The sequence below is a fragment of the Aequorivita sp. CIP111184 genome (genome assembly GCF_900489465.1).
In the GTDB taxonomy this organism is placed as follows: domain Bacteria; phylum Bacteroidota; class Bacteroidia; order Flavobacteriales; family Flavobacteriaceae; genus Aequorivita.
This window is the reverse complement of the sequence record NZ_UEFQ01000013.1, coordinates 592,234-609,941: the sequence shown is the minus strand read 5'-3', so window position 1 is coordinate 609,941 and position 17,708 is coordinate 592,234. Positions and strand designations below refer to the sequence as shown.

General features: G+C 35.9%; 17 protein-coding genes and 2 tRNA genes. 11 read left to right on the top strand and 8 right to left on the bottom strand.

What is annotated here, in order from left to right:
* Positions 1-27: 27 nt before the first annotated feature.
* The 4 genes from AEQU1_RS02945 to AEQU1_RS02930 all read right to left on the bottom strand — a co-directional run bounded on the left by AEQU1_RS02945 (position 28) and on the right by AEQU1_RS02930 (position 2,867).
* Complete coding sequence (locus AEQU1_RS02945) at positions 28-495, bottom strand: toll/interleukin-1 receptor domain-containing protein (protein ID WP_111878644.1); 468 nt, start codon at positions 493-495, stop codon at positions 28-30.
* Between the two features lie 231 nt (positions 496-726).
* Positions 727-1,395, bottom strand: coding sequence for an HD domain-containing protein (locus AEQU1_RS02940; RefSeq protein ID WP_111878642.1), 669 nt, complete (start codon positions 1,393-1,395; stop codon positions 727-729).
* Positions 1,395-2,138 carry a 1-acyl-sn-glycerol-3-phosphate acyltransferase gene (locus AEQU1_RS02935; protein WP_111878641.1) on the bottom strand — a complete coding sequence of 248 codons (744 nt, stop codon included), beginning with the start codon at positions 2,136-2,138 and terminating at the stop codon, positions 1,395-1,397. Before AEQU1_RS02935 ends, AEQU1_RS02940 begins: the two co-directional genes overlap by 1 nt.
* Before the next feature lie 318 nt (positions 2,139-2,456).
* On the bottom strand, positions 2,457-2,867 hold the full coding sequence (locus AEQU1_RS02930; protein ID WP_111878638.1) for a BrxA/BrxB family bacilliredoxin: 411 nt from the start codon (positions 2,865-2,867) through the stop codon (positions 2,457-2,459).
* Positions 2,868-3,073: 206 nt separating this feature from the next.
* Between AEQU1_RS02930 and AEQU1_RS02925 the strand changes: the two genes are divergently transcribed.
* The 4 genes from AEQU1_RS02925 (at position 3,074) to AEQU1_RS02910 (ending at position 7,002) form a co-directional block, all read left to right on the top strand.
* On the top strand, positions 3,074-3,805 hold the full coding sequence (locus AEQU1_RS02925) for a TerB family tellurite resistance protein (protein WP_111879037.1): 732 nt from the start codon (positions 3,074-3,076) through the stop codon (positions 3,803-3,805).
* A gap of 137 nt (positions 3,806-3,942) precedes the next feature.
* A complete protein-coding gene (locus tag AEQU1_RS02920; protein WP_111878636.1) occupies positions 3,943-4,602 on the top strand; it encodes a metal-dependent transcriptional regulator in 660 nt (219 codons plus the stop codon).
* 2 nt (positions 4,603-4,604) lie between these two features.
* Positions 4,605-6,485 (top strand): Nramp family divalent metal transporter, encoded by a 1,881-nt coding sequence (locus AEQU1_RS02915; protein WP_111878634.1) that lies wholly within the window; start codon positions 4,605-4,607, stop codon positions 6,483-6,485.
* A gap of 100 nt (positions 6,486-6,585) precedes the next feature.
* The gene (locus tag AEQU1_RS02910; protein ID WP_146743708.1) at positions 6,586-7,002 is read left to right on the top strand and encodes a hypothetical protein; all 417 of its coding nucleotides are present in this window, start codon (positions 6,586-6,588) and stop codon (positions 7,000-7,002) included.
* A 1-nt stretch (position 7,003) separates the two neighbouring features.
* On the opposite strand, the gene AEQU1_RS02905 is transcribed toward AEQU1_RS02910, so the two are convergent.
* From AEQU1_RS02905 to AEQU1_RS02890, 4 genes are all read right to left on the bottom strand, one after another.
* Positions 7,004-7,162: a hypothetical protein gene (locus AEQU1_RS02905; RefSeq protein WP_181566690.1), complete on the bottom strand. Its 159-nt coding sequence runs from the start codon at positions 7,160-7,162 to the stop codon at positions 7,004-7,006.
* A 231-nt stretch (positions 7,163-7,393) separates the two neighbouring features.
* The gene (feoB, locus tag AEQU1_RS02900) at positions 7,394-9,493 is read right to left on the bottom strand and encodes a ferrous iron transport protein B (RefSeq protein ID WP_111878631.1); all 2,100 of its coding nucleotides are present in this window, start codon (positions 9,491-9,493) and stop codon (positions 7,394-7,396) included.
* A 37-nt stretch (positions 9,494-9,530) separates the two neighbouring features.
* A complete protein-coding gene (locus tag AEQU1_RS02895; RefSeq protein ID WP_111878629.1) occupies positions 9,531-9,755 on the bottom strand; it encodes a FeoA family protein in 225 nt (74 codons plus the stop codon).
* Between the two features lie 110 nt (positions 9,756-9,865).
* Complete coding sequence (locus AEQU1_RS02890) at positions 9,866-10,531, bottom strand: SCO family protein (protein WP_111878627.1); 666 nt, start codon at positions 10,529-10,531, stop codon at positions 9,866-9,868.
* Between the two features lie 180 nt (positions 10,532-10,711).
* Between AEQU1_RS02890 and AEQU1_RS02885 the strand changes: the two genes are divergently transcribed.
* From AEQU1_RS02885 to AEQU1_RS02855, 7 genes are all read left to right on the top strand, one after another.
* The gene (locus AEQU1_RS02885) at positions 10,712-12,646 is read left to right on the top strand and encodes a M1 family aminopeptidase (RefSeq protein WP_111878626.1); all 1,935 of its coding nucleotides are present in this window, start codon (positions 10,712-10,714) and stop codon (positions 12,644-12,646) included.
* A gap of 287 nt (positions 12,647-12,933) precedes the next feature.
* Positions 12,934-14,265: an RIP metalloprotease RseP gene (gene rseP / locus AEQU1_RS02880; protein WP_111878623.1), complete on the top strand. Its 1,332-nt coding sequence runs from the start codon at positions 12,934-12,936 to the stop codon at positions 14,263-14,265.
* Positions 14,266-14,510: 245 nt separating this feature from the next.
* Positions 14,511-15,098 (top strand): RNA polymerase sigma factor, encoded by a 588-nt coding sequence (locus AEQU1_RS02875; RefSeq protein WP_111878622.1) that lies wholly within the window; start codon positions 14,511-14,513, stop codon positions 15,096-15,098.
* A complete protein-coding gene (locus tag AEQU1_RS02870; protein ID WP_111878621.1) occupies positions 15,085-15,819 on the top strand; it encodes a CDC27 family protein in 735 nt (244 codons plus the stop codon). The genes AEQU1_RS02875 and AEQU1_RS02870 overlap by 14 nt, the downstream gene beginning before the upstream one ends.
* Positions 15,820-15,924: 105 nt before the next feature.
* Positions 15,925-15,998, top strand: a tRNA-Asn gene (locus AEQU1_RS02865).
* 162 nt (positions 15,999-16,160) lie between these two features.
* Positions 16,161-17,150, top strand: coding sequence for a DNA topoisomerase IB (locus AEQU1_RS02860; protein ID WP_111878620.1), 990 nt, complete (start codon positions 16,161-16,163; stop codon positions 17,148-17,150).
* 154 nt (positions 17,151-17,304) lie between these two features.
* Positions 17,305-17,376: transfer RNA gene (locus tag AEQU1_RS02855), tRNA-Arg, on the top strand.
* The last annotated feature ends 332 nt before the right edge of the window (positions 17,377-17,708 follow it).

Genomic DNA, 17,708 nt, shown 5'->3' with positions numbered 1-17,708 from the left:
ATATTATAACTGGGCCTAGCCAGTAAACTATTTTGCTAAAATGTGGTCAACGAGTCGTTCAATACCGTCTGCCACTTCTGTAAAAGCAGCATCTCGATCTGGATAGTCTAAAATTGGACGGGCGTTTCGGGGCAGAGCCTGCAATTTTGCATAGGGCAATGAGGTCCATTTGCAGTTTCTAAGAATAATGGGCACTACGTAAGCACTACCTTCTTCATGACGACGCATGGATTCTGCCAACTCTTTATCCCAAATAAAATCTGAAGCATTAAAATCAACACTAATTAAGAGCAAAATTACATTGGCCTTTCGCAATTCATCCATTATAGAATCATTCCATTCCTGCCCAGCAATTAGAGCTCTATCATTCCAAGTATCAATTTTTCCGGATCGTTTTAATACCTTTAGGTATTTGTCCATTTCGTTTTTGAGTTCCTCATCTTCGTGGGCGTAGGAGGTAAAGATTTGAACTTTTTTTGTTGAAGAATCTGACATAATATCCAAAATTAATTTTATAATTAGCCTCCAGAAATATTGGAGTATTAAAATTGTAATGTGAGGATATTACTTTTTTAAAATATGTTATTAAAGGACTAAATTTAAGTAATTTATCGGAAATAGGCTTCACAAATGTTTCTTTTAAGTCATTTGGCAAGAATGATTTGTAGCGACTCTTAAGATAATAGGACTGTAATTTCACACAATAAATAAGGAAAACTAAATCCGTTATATTTTTTTACCTGCCCATTCCGCATAGAATTGTTTAAGAAATTCTTCCATAAATAAATGTCTGTCTGCAGCGATTCGCCGTCCAGTTTCAGTATTCATTCGGTCTTTTAACAGAAACAGTTTTTCGTAGAAATGATTGATTGTTGGTGCATCCGAAGCTTTGTATTCTGAAGGAGTCATATTCAAATTCGGTTTTATTTCCGGGTCGTAAAGTTTTCGGTTTTTAAAACCTCCATAATTAAAAGTTCTAGCAATTCCTATTGCCCCCAACGCATCCAACCTATCTGCATCTTGAACAACATCCAATTCCTTTGAATGAAATTCTTGGTTTTTATTGCCACCTTTAAAAGAAATATTTTCAATTATTTTTACAACGTGCTCAATTATTTCTTCTGAAAGATTTTGTGATTTTAAGAATTGACGTGCCATTTTTGGCCCCAAGGTTTCATCGCCATCGTGGAATTTTGAATCGGCTATATCGTGAAGCAATGCACCGAGTACGACTACAGTTTTGTCCACTGTTTCACTTTCGGAAATCAACAATGAATTTTTGTAAACACGTTCAATGTGAAACCAATCGTGGCCACCTTCGGCATTTTGTAATTTATTCTTAACGAAGCTGATTGTGTTTTGGATTATTTCTTCGGTAGAAAAAAATGAAACCATTATTTGTGGATTTTTGAAGTGACTGTTTCTTCCACTTTGTCAATCAGCATTTCAACATCATAATCTGATATTTTGATTGCGGGGTGGGCAATTATTTCTAGGCAAACACCTAATTGTATAGGGAACATGCCCCGACGTTGTAGTTTCCAGGAATTGTTAATTGTAACTGGAACAACATATCCATCAGGAATTTTTTTGAAAAGCGTTTGCAATCCGCTTCTTCGGAAGGGTTTGGGAACACCAGTTTTGCTTCGGGTTCCTTCAGGGAAAATTACTCCACTTCTTTTAAATTTTTGAAGGTATTTTGAAAACTTCACCAATTCTACTATCGCCTGCCTTGGGTTTTTTCTGTCTATTAAAATGGAACCGCCGTGACGTAGATTATAGGAAACAGAAGGGATTCCTTTTCCTAATTCTACCTTGGAAATAAATTTGGGATGATATTTCCGCAAATACCAGCTTAAGGGTGAAATATCCCACATGCTTTGATGGTTTGAAACAATTATTATTGGCACATTGTTGGGAATGCTCGTGTTTATATCAACGTGAAAAGTGGTTCCTAAAACATTTAAACACCGCAATAAGGTCCAATTGAAACAATCAACACTTTTTTTGTGTGCATTGTATCCAAACCAGTTAAAGCAAACCCACTGAACTGGATGAAAAAATAAAATTGTAATACCGAAGAGCAGGTAAAACAATACCGTAAATGGATAACTGATAATTTTTAATAGTGCATTCATTACGGTTCAAAAATAAGAAAACCGCCTTAAAAAAGACGGTTTTACTTTTTACTTATTTATATTTTCAAAATTGAATATTCAACGTTTGGATTTTGACTTATTTTTTAAGGTGTTTCGGTCTATATAAATATAGTTGTAAACACAAAGAGCAACAATTAATAACCAAAATGCTCGGTATAACCAATCATTTATTTCTTTTCCGAATAAATGTGAAACCGTCGGATTTTGATAAATGTTAAAAATAAGAGCTCCGAGCGCTAAAATACCTATCACAATTGTAAATGGCTTAGTAATTTTCATAATGCCAGATTCTCAAATTTAGCAGTATTCGTTATAAGCGCCTTTCAGGTTTTCAGCAATCATTTGTGCGGGACGGCCTTCAATATGGTGGCGTTCCAGCATATGAACCAATTCGCCATTTTTAAACAATGCCATAGAAGGTGAACTTGGCGGAAAGGGAACCATATTAGCTCGAGCAGTATCTACAGCTTCGCGGTCAACGCCTGCAAAAACTGTCACTAAATGATCTGGCTTTTTACTGTTATCAAGTGACATTGCTGCGCCAGGCCGTGCGTTTGCAGCTGCACAACCACAAACAGAATTTACAACTACTAAAGTTGTTCCTTCTTGTTTTAATGCCTCTTCAACATCGCTTGCTGTATATAATTCGGAAAAACCTACTTTAGTTAGATCTTCACGCATCGGTTTTACTAGTTCGGGTGGGTACATAAATATTTCTTTTAATGATTATTGAAATGTGATTGCAAAGATACAAATTATGATGTTCAGAAAATTCCAAATTCTCTGTTCAGTATGCCAAGGAAATCATAAAATTTAAATTAAACCGCATAATGAATGTTTCGTATTTAGTGTTTTAAATTTGTTTGTTTAATTGAGTACCTTTGTCGGCTCAAAAAAAGAAAAATTACAATTCTATGCTTCGTTGGTTATTGGCCGTTCTTGGTTACTTTGTTTATAGATTTCCGGGTGCTATCGCGGGTTTTCTTATAGGAAGTCTTTTAGACAATCTAAGTGTGAAGGGTAAAACTTTTCAAACGTCTTTCGGCACATCACAACAGCAAGTTACTCCTGCAGATTTTGAACTCAATTTGCTTTCCTTGGCCTCATTGGTCATAAAAGCGGACGGCCAAGTAAGCCAGACAGAACTGGATTATGTACGCCAGTATTTTGTGCAGGCTTACGGACGGGAGCGTGCCAACGCTACATTTAAAGTTTTTAATGAAGTAATAAAGAATCGTGAAATTTCGGCACAAAACATTTGTAGCCTTTTACAACAACGAACTCGTTATGAAAGCCGTCTTCAAATTCTTCACTTTTTGTTCAGCATTGCAAACGCAGATGGCAACGTTTCAACTTCCGAAGTAAACGAAATAAATAGAATTGCTGGATTTCTAGGTATATATGCGCGCGATTTTGAAAGCATAAAAGCAATGTTTTTCAAAAATCCCGACAGCGCTTACAAGATTTTGGAGATTGAAAGGACCGCCACAACCTCAGAAATAAAAACCGCTTACCGCACAATGGTAAAAAAATACCATCCCGACAAACTACAGCATATGGACGAAGCCCACCAAAAAGGTGGCGAGGAAAAGTTCAAAAAGGTGCAGGAAGCATATGAGCAGCTTCAAAAAGAGCGCGGGTTTTAGTTTTCACAAATAATTATTTTCTTCAAGAATATTAACTTTGGCTTTTTAGCTAATTTGAAACTATATATTTTAATTTTTTTAGACAAGGCTAAAAATATAATATGCATTAATAGAAAAATATATTTACTTTTGTGCCTATGTTTACATTAGCCGAAGAAAATTATCTTAAAGCCATTTTTCACCTGGAAAACGAATTTCAGGGTGAGATTAGCACAAATGCAATTGCAGAAAGTATGGAAACTAAGCCATCATCTGTAACAGATATGATTCAAAAACTCGCAGAGAAAAAATTGCTCACCTATAAGCGTTATAAAGGGGTGCAATTGACAGGGAGTGGGAAAAAAGTAGCAGCAGGTGTTATAAGAAAACACAGATTATGGGAAGTTTTTTTAGTTGAGAAATTGAGTTTTCATTGGGATGAAGTTCACGAAATTGCCGAACAATTAGAGCATATTCAATCTGAAGAGCTCATAATACGCCTCGATAAATTTTTGGGCAGTCCAGATTTTGATCCACACGGTGATCCAATTCCGGATAAACATGGCGTTTTAAAACGCACAGAGAAAAAAATACTTTCAGAAATTGACAAAAACCAGAAAGGAGTTTGTGTGGGAGTGAAAGAATCTAGCCCAGAGTTTCTTCAATATTTAGACAAAAAGAAAATCAGTATCGGCACCAAAATCTATGTTTTGGGGAAAGAATTTTTTGACGGGTCTATGATAATTCAAGTAGGAAGCGAACAATTTTTTATCTCACATAAAATTGCAGAGAACCTTTACGTTCAAACCCAAGAATAGCGATGGACAGAAGAAGCCATAAATCACTCGAGGAAGTTCACGGAACGATTGAAACAGCTGGAAAAAAATCATCCTGGAAAAAATTGCTAGCCTTTTTGGGACCAGCATATCTTGTGAGTGTTGGTTATATGGATCCCGGAAATTGGGCAACAGATATTGCCGGAGGAAGCCAGTTTGGTTATAAATTAATTTGGGTATTGCTAATGAGCAATATTATGGCGTTGCTACTTCAAAGCCTTTGTGCGCGTTTGGGTGTTGTTCGCGGAAGAGATTTGGCCCAAGCATCCCGAGAAGCCTATAATCCATTTGTGAATTTTGTTCTCTATATATTAGCTGAAATCGCCATTGTAGCCTGCGATTTAGCCGAAGTTATCGGTATGGCCATTGGTTTAAACCTTCTTTTTGGATTACCAATGGTATGGGGTGTAACAATTACTGCGCTTGATACTTTTTTGCTGCTTTTTCTTTTAAACAAAGGGATGCGAAAGATGGAAGTTTTCATTATTGGCTTAATTTTTATTATTGGAGGTTCTTTTGTTGTCGAAATGTTTTTTGCGAAGCCAGATATGGGGGATCTTATGGCTGGTTTTATTCCCTCCCTTCCCAATAGTGCAGCTCTTTATATTGCTATTGGTATTATTGGTGCAACCGTTATGCCGCATAACCTTTACCTACATTCTTCCCTCGTACAATCCCGAAAAATAGAAAGAACAAAAAAGGGGATTAAACAAGCATTGAAATTTAATTTTATTGATTCGGCAATTGCACTAAACTTGGCCTTTTTTGTGAATGCAGCAATTTTAATACTTGCAGCAGCAGTTTTCCACAAAAACGGAATGTTTGAAGTTGCAGAAATACAAGATGCGCACGAATTATTAGCACCACTTTTAGGTTCAAACGTGGCCCCTGCGTTTTTTGCCATCGCCCTGATTGCAGCGGGACAGAGTAGTACATTAACCGGAACTCTTGCAGGACAAATTGTAATGGAAGGGCATTTAAATTTGCGCATCCAACCGTGGGTTCGCAGATTAATTACACGTATGCTTGCTATTATTCCTGCTCTTTTCACCGTAATTTATTTCGGAGAAAGCGGTACTGGAAAGCTGCTTGTATTAAGCCAGGTGGTATTAAGCCTTCAACTTGGATTTGCAATAATTCCTTTAATCCATTTTGTAAGCAACAAAAAGCTAATGAACGGATTTCATATAAAATGGCCGTTGCGCATTGGCTCTTGGCTCATAACCATTATAATTGTTGGATTGAATGCAAAACTGGTTTATGATGAAATTTCAGGTTGGCTCACAACTTCTGAAAACCCAATATATATTTGGACTTTGGTAATTCCCGCAGCTATTGGTGCAGCAGTGTTGTTGATTTATATAACTTTTAAAACTACTATTAAAGATATTAAATCGGAAAAAAGAAAAATGGTTCCACACATACTCGATGCGAAAGTGGACGAACTGGCCCGCCCGCTTTCCTATAAAAAAATTGCGATTCCAGTGGATTTTTCAACTTCTGACGAAAAAAGTATTTCCGCGGCTCTGCAATTGGGTGGAAAAGATGCGGAATATACGCTCATTCACATTGTAGAAACACCAGGAGCTATGATTTATGGAGATGAAATAGATGATTATGAAACCGAAAGTGATGAAGCTTTTTTAAATACCTATAAAGAAAAATTGACAGAAAAAGGATTCAACGTTTCTGTTAAACTTGGGTTTGGTTCTCCGAAAAAGCATATTCCTAAAATTGTGAATGCAGCAGAATTTGATTTGTTAGTTTTAGGCGGTCACGGTCACAGCGGGTTTAAAGATTTACTTTTCGGAACCACTGTTGATAGTGTTCGCCACAAAGTAAATATCCCTGTGTTTATTGTTTAAAAATAATTTTTAAGGCAACTTTAGATTCAGGATTTCTAATTTCCTTAATATTATGGCACTAATTTTTAATGTATCTTTAAAATTGAAAAAATTTACTACAATGAAAAACTCACTTTTAGCAGTACTAATTCTTTTTTCTTCATTCGCTTTTGGGCAAGAGGAGTCTGCAGAAACTCCTAAAATTGCCGTGAAAGTTCCAAAAGGGGAAACCGTAATTTTGAAAGGTGTCTCTATAAAATTTTTAGACGTTGTGGAAGACTCACGTTGTCCAACGGGCGTTACATGCATCTGGGCTGGTCGTGCAATTGTAAAGGTTGAAGTGACTTCTAACGGAACTAAGGAAGAAAAGATGTTGACTTTTGGAGAAGTAAGACCCGGTGAAGAAAAAAACACAAATATTTATAGCTCCAGTAAGTTTTCAATTAACGGTCTTACGCTTAACCCCTATCCAACTTCAGAAAGTACAGGTAAAGATAAAGGCTACGTATTGTTGATTTGTGAAGAAAAAAATGAATAATTTAATGACAACCACAATCTTTCTTGCCACATTTGGTTTTCCCACCATCTAAAGTACCGCTTGAATTTTGGCGTGCTTCAAAAATAGGATTCCACACAAACTTTTTTAGCAAAAAGCCTGCAGCAATAGAAAAAATTATTAAAACTAGAATAGTTTGCATATTCAAAGATACTTAAAAACGCCTAAGGCGCAAATATAAGAAGGTTCCGAAAATTTGAACTGTTTAAGATTAATGGAAAGTACAACTCCCGCAATCTGAATGATCTCCCGGCTTATTGCCCGCAGAATTCTTATTGTTTTCAAAAGGATTCCAAACAAACCTTTTTACAAGAAATCCCAAGGCGAATACAAATGTTACTAAAACTAATATTATCTGCATAATAAAGATATTTTATTTCAAAAATTGATAGGCTGCCAGCGCCACAATATATGCAATTGCTGTCATTACAAATAATTGCCACATTGGCCACTTCCAGCTATTTGTTTCCTTTTTCACGATTGCTAACGTGCTCATACACTGCATTGCAAAAGCATAAAACAACAATAATGATACGCCACTCGCAAAATTGAAAAGAGGGCCTCCCAAAACAGGGTTTATTTCTGCTGCCATTCTATTTTTAATGGTTTCTTCCTGCTCGCTTCCAACGCTGTAAATTGTTGCGAGCGTTCCTACAAACACTTCGCGTGCCGCGAAAGAACTTACAATGGCAATTCCAATTTTCCAATCGTAACCCAAAGGTCTAACAACTGGTTCAATGGCATGGCCCACATGCCCAATATAGGAATGTTCCAATTTATAGGAATCAACATGCATCGCGATATCATCTTCTGAAAGATTTTGTGAAGCGTATTGTTTTTGAATAATTTCCTCCGCATTATTAAAATCCCCAGGACCATAAGAAGCCAAAACCCAAAGGATAATTGAAATTGCAAGTATTATTTTTCCCGCACCAAAAACGAAAGCCTTTGTTTTTTCAACTACGGTAATTAATACATTCTTCGGAAGTGGAAGTTTATAATTTGGCATTTCCACAACAAAGAAGCTTTTGGTTTTTATTTTAAGAATTTTATCCAACAGATATGCTGAAAAAATTGCCGCCCCAAAACCTAAAACGTACATAAACATTAACGTAAGCCCTTGTAAACTGAAGATTCCCAAAACCCGATCATCTGGAATAACCAATGAAATTATGATTAAATAAACAGGTAAACGCGCCGAACATGTTGTAAAAGGCGTAACCAAAATAGTAATCAGGCGTTCCTTCCAGTTTTCAATATTTCGAGTGGCCATAATTGCGGGAATAGCACAAGCGGTTCCGGCAACTAAGGGCACAACACTTTTCCCGCTGAGACCAAAACGCCGCATTACTCTATCCATTAAAAAAACAACACGGCTCATATATCCAGTTTCTTCCAAAATTGAAATAAACAGAAAAAGAAACGCAATCTGAGGGATAAAAATCACAATTCCTCCCAGTCCGGGAATAATTCCCTCAGCAATCAAACTAGTAAAATCTCCAGGAGGCAAAGTAGTTTTAGCCCATTCGCTCAAAGATGCAAAGGTGCTATCTATAAAATCCATGGGATATGAGCTCCAATCAAAAATAGCTTGAAAAATTAGCAGCAGTATTCCGAAGAAAATAACATAGCCCCAAATTTTATGGGTCAAAATTCGGTCCAAGCGACTTCTTAAATCTTTCGCGTTTGCTGTGTCTATATGAAGTGTTTCTTTTAAAATTTCGTTTATAAACTGGTAGCGTGCAACAGTTTCTTTTTGCTGAAGCCTTTTCAGGTTGCTTACAGATTCTGTTTGAAACGAAGCCACACCTTTCAGATCATTTCTACTCAATGTGCCGAAATTAACATCCTGTGTAATAACCAACCAAAGTTTATAAAGATCTTGGTTTGGGAAAGCTTTTCTTAAACGGTCAAAATACTCGGGAGATATGCTTGAAGCATTTAGACTTGGTCTTGTGGAAAGTTGATTGTAGTTTTCAATCAATTCCTTCAAATAATCAAAACCAAGATTTTTGCGCGAGCTGATAAGCGCAATTTTGGTATTTAATTTTTCTTCAAGCAACGCAACATCCAGTGAAATTGCTTTCCGCTTCATCCTATCAGACATATTAATTGCCAGGATAGCGGGAATTCCTAAATCTTTTATTTGTGTGAAAAGCAGCAGATTCCTCTTAAGGTTTTCTATATCTGCAACCACTACGGCAACATCTGGAAAGTCTTTGTCGTTTTTATTAAGTAGTAATTCAATAACCACATTTTCGTCAACTGAGGAAGCATTCAAACTGTAAGTTCCCGGTAAATCCAACACGTGAACCTTGCAAGCACGACCAAATTTGCATGTGCCTTGTTTCTTTTCTACAGTGATTCCAGGATAGTTCCCCACTTTTTGGTTCAGTCCCGTAAGCCTGTTGAACACAGAAGTTTTTCCCGTGTTCGGGTTTCCAATAAGTGAGACGTTTATGTGTTTTGCCATATTTCGGCTTCGCTTAAAAAGGCGAGTTTTAATTTAATTATATCAGTTCAATTTCAATCTTGCTGGCGGTTTCTTTCCGAATGGCGAGATGGCTGCCATTAATGTTTAAATACAGTGGATCATTAAAAGGAGCTACCTGTACCAAACAAACTTCGTTACCTGGAAGACATCCCATCTCCAATAGTTTTAGGGGAACAACATCAACAGAAAATTCCTTAATAATACCGCGCTGCCCTTTTTTTAATGAAGCTATTGTAATCATCTTTTATTTAGATTGATTTTAAACAAGGCAAAAGTAAAGTAAAAAATGGACGTGGGAAAAGACTTTCCCTTTTTTTGGATGAAACCCGATTTTAATTATTTAAGAAGTAATTAATCTTCCTTTTCTAGAATTTTAATATCGTGTAAAAGCTTGTCAATAGATTCAGGATCTGTTCCGTCATAAAAACCGCGAATACGTTTCTTTTTATCTACCAATACGAAATTTTCGGTGTGTACGAGATCATTTTCTGAGAAAGGGACATCTTTAGCAGCTAGGTAAGATTTTCGGGCTAGGTCATAGATTTCCTTTTTATCGCCGGTTACCAAATTCCATTTGGCATCGTTAACTCCTTTTTCCAGGGCATATCTTTTAAGTTGTGCAACTGTATCAATTTCCGGAGTTACGGTATGGGAAAGCAACATTACCTCATCATCATTCTTCAATTTTTCTTGTATTTCCGCCATATTACCCGTCATTATTGGGCAAATTGTCTGGCAAGTGGTGAAGAAAAAATCCGCAATATATATTTTGTCTTTGTAATCGTCTTGAGTAATGGTCTCTCCATTTTGGTTGATCAAACTAAAATCTGCAATAGTGTGATACTTTTTCACATATTGAAGTGTGGTGTCTACAAGTTCTGTGGAAACATCTGCTGGCTGATAGATTTTCAGCACCTCTTTCGGTTTCATTATCTGGTAAATAATTGCGATAATGATAATTGAAAGAACAAGAAAAAAAATTGCGAAGAATTTATATTTGCTAAAAAAAGTAAGCATTGCGTTAAATTTTAGACTTAAAGTATATAATTGGGAGCAAAAATAACTCCTAATACTAACAAAATGAATACATTTAACATCCTAATTTCACAGTGAAATGTATCTTCTTATTTATTTTATTCAATCTTGGAAATGAAACGATGTATTTCAACAAAACTATAATTATATAAATATGAACCAATGAAAAAATTAGTACTCCCCTTTTTATTTTTAATTTCCTTTTTTTCCTTTTCGCAAAATTTTCAAGAACAAAACATAAGTGAAGCTGAAGCCAAAGCTGCAACTGGTATGTTTGCTGGAGAGCGAAACTTGAATACCAACAATTATGATATTAAGTATGCCCGTTTGGAATTGACAGTAGATCCATCGCAACCTTTTATCAGTGGAAAAATCACTTCACATTTTGAAGCGAAGGAAAACATGAATGCCGTAACCTTTGAACTTGTTGATAATATGACAGTTTCACAGGTTACCCAACGAGGCACTCCGCTTACATTCACACAAAACAATAATGACGAAGTTGTAATAACACTACCCCAGATTCAAAATCTAGGGGTTTTGGATTCTCTTTCCGTTAGCTATTCTGGAAACCCAATAAGTTCTGGTTTTGGTTCCTTTGAAGTATCTACTCACAACGGAGATCCTGTTATGTGGACACTTTCCGAGCCTTTTGGCGCAAAAGCCTGGTGGCCCTGCAAACAGGATTTGATTGATAAAATAGAATTAATTGATGTTTACATTACTACGCCGCGTTTTAATCCTTCAAATGAAGAATATGTGGCAGTTTCAAACGGATTGGAGCTAAGCCAAACCATTAACGGTAGCAACAAAACCACACATTTTAGACATCAATATCCTATTCCTGCTTATCTAGTGGCCATTGCAGTAACTAACTACACGGTTTATTCGCATACAGTGGATAATAACGGAAACCCTTTTGAGATTGTAAACTATATTTATCCCGAAGATCTTGCTTATGCACAAGCCCGAACTCCCGTTACGGTTGATATTATGAATCTTTACGCAGATCTTTTTGAGCCCTATCCGTTTGCTGATGAAAAATACGGCCATGCAGAATTTGGCTGGGGCGGTGGAATGGAGCATACAACTGTTTCCTTTATGGGCGGACTAAGCCGTGGATTGATTGCTCACGAACTTGGTCACCAATGGTTTGGAGATAAAGTAACCTGTGGTAGCTGGCAGGATATTTGGCTAAATGAAGGTTTTGCAACCTATTTAGCTGGAATGGTGATTGAAAATCTTGATGGTAATACAGGTTTTAGAAGCTGGAAAGCAGATCAAATCTCTTCGATAACACAAGAAACCGATGGATCTGTATATATTCCAGCTCAAGATACCACTTCTGTTAACCGAATTTTTAGCAGCAGACTTACCTACAATAAAGGCTCAATGGTGTTACATATGCTTCGCAAAAAATTAGGCGATGCCGTTTTCTTTCAAGGTTTAAAAGATTATTTGGCAGATCCTGCGCTTGCGTACGGATATGCTAAAACAGGAGATCTAATTCGTAATCTGGAGAATGCGAGCGGCGAAGATCTTACAGAATTTTTTGATGATTGGATTTACGGCCAAGGTTATCCAAGGTATACTATTCAATGGAATCAAGCTAATGGGTCGACAAATTTGAACGTGAAAATTTCACAGACCCAAAGCAATTCTTCGGTTTCATTTTTTGAAGTGCCAGTGCCTTTAAGAATTATTGGTACTCAGGGGGAAACACTGGATATCGTTTTAGACAATACAACAAACGATCAAACGTTCCAGCCAGCAATAGGCTTTACGGTTCAAAACGTACTGTTTGATCCAGAAAAAGATATTATTTCAAGAAACAATAATGTTGTTTTGGGTGCTGGAGATTTTGCTTTGGACCAGCAACTAATTTTATACCCAAATCCAACGTCTGCAGCTATAACCCTTCAAAAATCTGAAGCTTTGCAAATAAACCAAGTGAGAATTTACAATGCTTTGGGACAATTACTTTACAAAGAAAATTATTCTGAAAATATTGATGTTTCCAGATTTTCAAAGGGCATTCTGTTTTTCCAAATTGAAACCGAACAAGGAATTATAAATAAAACAATTGTGAAAGAATAAGTTTGTTCGTTACGATAGATTCATAAATTTATACAATTATTTCAAGATTCACAGCTATAAATTTTTGAGTAATACAATAAAACGATTTCAAAATATATAATAAATAAGCGGGAACAAACCCGCTTATTTTTTTTGCAAGGTCTAAAAGCTTACTTTTGTGCGATTTTTGCCTAAAACCGCTAGATATTAAGCGGAACCAAGATATAGCAAGCAAAATCATTTTAGGCTCGATTTTGGTAATAAGATATTTATTAATCGAGACCATTTAAAAATATATTTAAGACACTATGAGTCCATTTTTTATAAAAACTATTCAGCTTCTTTTAAGTTTATCCCTTTTAATCGTACTCCACGAATTGGGACACTTTATTCCTGCAAAAATTTTCAAGACAAGAGTTGAAAAATTCTATCTTTTCTTTGATGTGAAGTTTTCACTTTTCAAAAAGAAAATTGGCGACACCGTATATGGTATTGGCTGGTTGCCATTGGGTGGCTATATTAAGATTGCCGGGATGATAGACGAGAGCATGGACAAAGAGCAAATGGCACAACCGCCACAGCCTTGGGAATTCCGAAGCAAACCAGCTTGGCAACGGCTCATTATTATGCTGGGTGGTGTAACAGTGAACATTATTCTGGGATTTGTTATCTATATGGGAATCCTTTATTTCTATGGAAGAAATATTACCACCAATGAAGACATTCCACAAGGTTTTGCAGTTACTGAACAATTTAAGGATTACGGTTTTCGGGATGGCGATCATGTTCTGACTGTAAATGAAGAGCCCTTAGAAGATGTTATGGACATAAACAGATATCTCTTTCTGCGCGATGTTTCAAAAGTAGAAGTAAAACATGCTGATGGCACTTCTGAAAGCATTTCGGTGCCAGAAGATGCAGGGACTAAAATGTTCAAAAATGATACTCATTTCCCTTTTACTCCAATGCGAATAGCAGTAATAGATACCATATACCCTGATTATCCAGCTAATAATTCTGGTTTTGAAATAGGGGATAAAATTTTATCTGTTAATGGTAAGCCTATTAAATATTTTGATGAATTTGGTTCAGTAATAAAAGAAAATGGTCAAAACGAAAATCTATTTGTGGTCTCAAGAGAAAACCAAATAGATACCATTAAAGTTACGGCCAATAATGAAGGAAAAATTGGCATAAATGCATTTGGAAAAGAGTTACGATCACAAGTTGGTAAAACGAAGCTTGAATACTCTATTGGCGAAAGCATCGTTGGCGGTTTTGGTTATGGCTTTAATACATTGAAAGATTACGTAAAGCAATTCAAATATGTTTTCACTAAAAAAGGTGCGACCCAAGTAGGTGGTTTTGGTGCCATAGGGAATCTTTTCCCTGATGTTTGGGACTGGCAAAGCTTTTGGGCAACTACGGCTTTAATCTCAATAATACTCGCATTTATGAACATTCTACCTATTCCTGCTTTGGATGGTGGCCACGTAATGTTTCTTTTATACGAAATAGTCACCGGCCGTAAACCAAACGACAAGTTTATGGAATACGCACAAATGGTCGGTTTCTTCATTTTGATAGCTTTAGTGCTTTTTGCTAACGGAAACGACATCTATCGTTGGTTGTTTGAATAAACGAATATAAAACGCTTAAAAAAAATACTTCGGAACTACTTCGAAGTATTTTTTTTGAAGTATTGTGATGACATTTTAGGCGCTTCTTCGATGTAGTTAAAACAGCTGAATGGAATATTTTGAATACATGTAAAAGGAATTTATGGCTCATTTCAACGAAAAAAAATATCCATATAACTTAAGTTGCACAATTTTTTTTAAACGATTGCGTATAAATTGTATCTTTCTGTATTGTTTCAATCAAAATGCAGAAAATAAGCAACCAAAATAGTACGGATTTGCCATTAAATGAAATGGTAGCGCTCATAAAAAAAAATGATGCGACTGCCCTAAAACAATTATATAAAACAAATTTTCCTAAAGTGAAACGCTATGTTTATAAAAACAGTGGCGATGAGCAACAGGCAAAAGATTTATACCAAGAAGCATTCATTGCGATGTGGCGAAATATTAAAGACGATAAATTTTCTGCTCAAAGTGAAACAGCCATCAATGGGTATCTTTTTCAGATTGCAAAATATAAATGGTTGGACCACGTGCGGTCGGTAAGATATAAAAACACCACATTTATAAATCGTGAAATTGAATATAAGGAGCCAGAAATAGAGGAAAATGAAATGCAGAATAGAAAAATTAAAATTATTATGGACTCCATAAGCAAACTTGAAAAACGCTGCCAATTGCTTATGAAACTTTTCTACTTTGAACAGAAACCCTTTAAAGAAATAGCCAAAATAATGGCCATGGACGAGGCCTCTGCGCGAAATGCAAAATATAGATGCCAAGAACAATTAAAAAAAATGACCCAAATTATCCCCAATGGATCCAAATAAAAAAATAGAAAACAATCAAGAAAATCAAGAGCTTATTGATGCCTATCTTTTGGGCAAACTAGATACAGCTGAATTGGCCGATTTTAATGAGCGCATGAAAATTTATACAGATTTTAAAACGCTGGTTGAAGAGCAACGCCTACTTTTTAATAGCGTAGAGGAATACAACTTAAAAAATGCCTTAGATAACTTTCATGAAGACATTGCAGAAGAGCCCGAAAAAAAATGGAAAAATATAGGTTGGCTTGCTTTAGCGGCCTCTTTTTTAATATTAATTGGTGTTACTTCTTGGGCAATTTTTACTAGTGGAAATTCTCCTGAAAAAGTCTTTGCTGAAAATTTTAAACCTGACCCCGGCCTTCCCACCACTATGGGAACTTCTTCAGAATATGAATTTTATTATGGAATGGTTAATTATAAACGAAAGGAATATGCTGATGCCATATCACGTTGGGAGCCTATTTATGGGGCTCATCCAGAAAATGATACCTTGGTGTATTTTTTAGGAGTGGCAAATTTGGCAAACGGAAATGCCCGACAAGCTGAAAAATATCTCCAAAAAGCAAATAAAAAAACTAAGAGTGTTTTTTATGAAGACACAAAATATTATTTGGCTTTGTCACTTTTGAAAGAAAACAAAATACAAGAAGCTATAGAAACGCTTACAAACAGTAGCTCTTCCGCAAATATATCGCTACTCCAACAAATTAAAGACCTATAATTTTTTATATTTTGAAATATTAAAAAACAGAAAAATCACAAAGTTTTTGGTTTTTATTTTGATGGAATTAAAAAATAGGTATATTTGCAACCGCTAACGCAAAATTCCTCCTTAGCTCAGTTGGTTAGAGCATCTGACTGTTAATCAGAGGGTCCTTGGTTCGAGCCCAAGAGGAGGAGCTTAGTTAGAGAAAGCCTTTACAGAAATGTAGAGGCTTTTGTGTTTTAGATAGGTAAAACATAAATTAAACATTCTCTTTTATTTAGCATTTATAATCTTCCAAAATCGCACAATTTTTCTGTAAGAATAAAATTTTGTTTTAATTTTATTTTAAAAAAGCTATGTATTACAGAAAGAAGCACGGTAAAGGCTTTACCTATCAAGATAATGATGGGAAAACCATAAAAGAAAAGGAAACACTAGACTGGATAAAATCACTAATAATTCCGCCCGCTTGGACAAATGTTGAAATAAGTGAAAACAGAAATGTAAAATTATTGGTTACAGGAAGAGATGACAAAGACCGTAAGCAGTACATCTATCATGCTAAACATACAAAGCGCCAAAATTCTAAAAAATTTGATCGCATTATACATTTTGCCGATCAGCTAGAGCATATGCGGCGGGTAACCGGGCAGCATCTGCGTAAGCGAAAATTGAATCGGGAAAAGGTTATGGCCACTATGTTGCGTTTATTGGAATCTGCATTTTTTCGTCCCGGCAGCGAAACATATTCTAAAGAAAATGAGACGTATGGCTTAACTACTTTAAGACATAAACACCTTAAAATTGAGGGTGATGAAATGATCTTTACTTATAACGGGAAATCTGGTCAAGATCAGGAAAAACATATAGTGGATAAAAAATTGGCCAAAATTGTAAAAGAAATTGATGATATGCCCGGCTATGAAATTTTCAAATATCTAGACGAAGACAACAATATTGTTGACGTTAGGAGTGACGATTTGAATGCCTATATCCACGAAGTAATGGGTGAAGAATTTTCAGCTAAGGATTTCAGAACTTGGGCGGGAACAATGATTGCCGCAATAGCGTTGGACGAACTTGGGGTTGTTGATAAAAAAGATCAAAAACTATTGGACCAAAATATAAAAGAAGCCGTAAATATGGTTTCTGAAAGGTTGGGCAACACACCTTCTGTAGCAAGAAGTAGTTATATTGATCCACGTGTTATTGATGATTATACAAAAGGACGTACACTACAATATTTTGAAAAGGAAATAAATCAATTGCTTAAAAAGGCAGAAAATTTATCAAAAGAAGAAATTGGTGTTTTGTGCATGCTTCGCAATCGTTTAAAAAAGAAATAAGAACATTTCATTGGCTTGAAGTTTACTAATAGCAATCGTTCTAAAATAACTAAATTTGCCTTCCATAATGAAGGCCTCATAGTTCAATGGAAAGAATAGCCCCGAAGCCTCGGGGTCCTAAACTTTAGGTACTAATTATTGGAGCAAAAAAATTGGCCTCATAGTTCAATGGATAGAATAGAAGTTTCCTAAACTTTAGATCCAAGTTCGATTCTTGGTGAGGCTACAAAATTAGATCTAAGTTCCCCCGACGCTTCGGGGTTGGTGAGGCTACAAAATTAGATCTAAGTTCCCCCGACGCTTCGGGGTTGGTGAGGCTACAAAATTAGATCCAAGTTCCCCCGACGCTTCGGGGTTGGTGAGGCTACTAAATTAGATCCATACTTCCCCAAACTTTAGGGCTTGTGAGGCCAAGGAAAAATCTAGAACAATCGCTTTTTAAGCTTTTGATGAATAGTTTGATATTTTATGAAACCGAATTGAGAACTAGCATTTGATGGTTGCAAATAAATAATAGTTTCATTTTTTTATAATAATTTTATGCCAACCAAATTAATA

Coding starts and splice junctions, on each gene's coding strand:
- feoB (WP_111878631.1), bottom strand. CDS start 9,493: ATGGCAAAACACATAAACGTCTCACTTATTGGAAACCCGAACACGGGA.
- AEQU1_RS02930 (WP_111878638.1), bottom strand. CDS start 2,867: ATGTACCCACCCGAACTAGTAAAACCGATGCGTGAAGATCTAACTAAA.
- AEQU1_RS02945 (WP_111878644.1), bottom strand. CDS start 495: ATGTCAGATTCTTCAACAAAAAAAGTTCAAATCTTTACCTCCTACGCC.
- AEQU1_RS02885 (WP_111878626.1), top strand. CDS start 10,712: ATGAAAAAATTAGTACTCCCCTTTTTATTTTTAATTTCCTTTTTTTCC.
- AEQU1_RS02905 (WP_181566690.1), bottom strand. CDS start 7,162: ATGCAAACTATTCTAGTTTTAATAATTTTTTCTATTGCTGCAGGCTTT.
- AEQU1_RS02925 (WP_111879037.1), top strand. CDS start 3,074: ATGCTTCGTTGGTTATTGGCCGTTCTTGGTTACTTTGTTTATAGATTT.
- AEQU1_RS02895 (WP_111878629.1), bottom strand. CDS start 9,755: ATGATTACAATAGCTTCATTAAAAAAAGGGCAGCGCGGTATTATTAAG.
- AEQU1_RS02875 (WP_111878622.1), top strand. CDS start 14,511: ATGCAGAAAATAAGCAACCAAAATAGTACGGATTTGCCATTAAATGAA.
- AEQU1_RS02920 (WP_111878636.1), top strand. CDS start 3,943: ATGTTTACATTAGCCGAAGAAAATTATCTTAAAGCCATTTTTCACCTG.
- rseP (WP_111878623.1), top strand. CDS start 12,934: ATGAGTCCATTTTTTATAAAAACTATTCAGCTTCTTTTAAGTTTATCC.
- AEQU1_RS02935 (WP_111878641.1), bottom strand. CDS start 2,138: ATGAATGCACTATTAAAAATTATCAGTTATCCATTTACGGTATTGTTT.
- AEQU1_RS02860 (WP_111878620.1), top strand. CDS start 16,161: ATGTATTACAGAAAGAAGCACGGTAAAGGCTTTACCTATCAAGATAAT.
- AEQU1_RS02890 (WP_111878627.1), bottom strand. CDS start 10,531: ATGCTTACTTTTTTTAGCAAATATAAATTCTTCGCAATTTTTTTTCTT.
- AEQU1_RS02870 (WP_111878621.1), top strand. CDS start 15,085: ATGGATCCAAATAAAAAAATAGAAAACAATCAAGAAAATCAAGAGCTT.
- AEQU1_RS02910 (WP_146743708.1), top strand. CDS start 6,586: ATGAAAAACTCACTTTTAGCAGTACTAATTCTTTTTTCTTCATTCGCT.
- AEQU1_RS02940 (WP_111878642.1), bottom strand. CDS start 1,395: ATGGTTTCATTTTTTTCTACCGAAGAAATAATCCAAAACACAATCAGC.
- AEQU1_RS02915 (WP_111878634.1), top strand. CDS start 4,605: ATGGACAGAAGAAGCCATAAATCACTCGAGGAAGTTCACGGAACGATT.